This is a genomic window from Vallitalea maricola (assembly GCF_036985595.1).
Lineage (GTDB): Bacteria > Bacillota > Clostridia > Lachnospirales > Vallitaleaceae > Vallitalea > Vallitalea maricola.
In genome coordinates this window covers 1-276 of the sequence record NZ_BTPU01000389.1, presented here as the reverse complement: position 1 = coordinate 276, position 276 = coordinate 1, and the positions used below count along the sequence as shown (strand labels likewise).

The 276-nt window shown below is 30.1% G+C and carries 1 protein-coding gene; it reads left to right on the top strand.

What is annotated here, in order from left to right; translation table 11 throughout:
* Positions 1 to 27: 27 nt before the first annotated feature.
* Positions 28 to 276 (top strand): hypothetical protein (locus AACQ14_RS24415; protein WP_339366126.1); only part of this gene is annotated, 249 nt, incomplete at its 3' end.

Here is a 276-nt window from a genome sequence, read left to right as displayed (position 1 = left end):
AGAATAGTGGAGACTTATTTAGTTACCATGGATAAAGTTCGTTTGTTGAATCTTGAATTGAGCGATGAATATGATTTTCAAGATATAAAGAATTGGTTAGCCAAACTTGCATTAGAAATGCAGGCGGGGGAACTTTCTATATTTAATAATGACGTTCTTCCCTTGAACGATGAAGATGCTTTAGAAGAGCTTAGAAATAAATTTCCAGATTTTAATGACGATCGTTTATTACAAATAAGTAAATCACAATTAGAAAATTTTCTTAAACTTCAATTA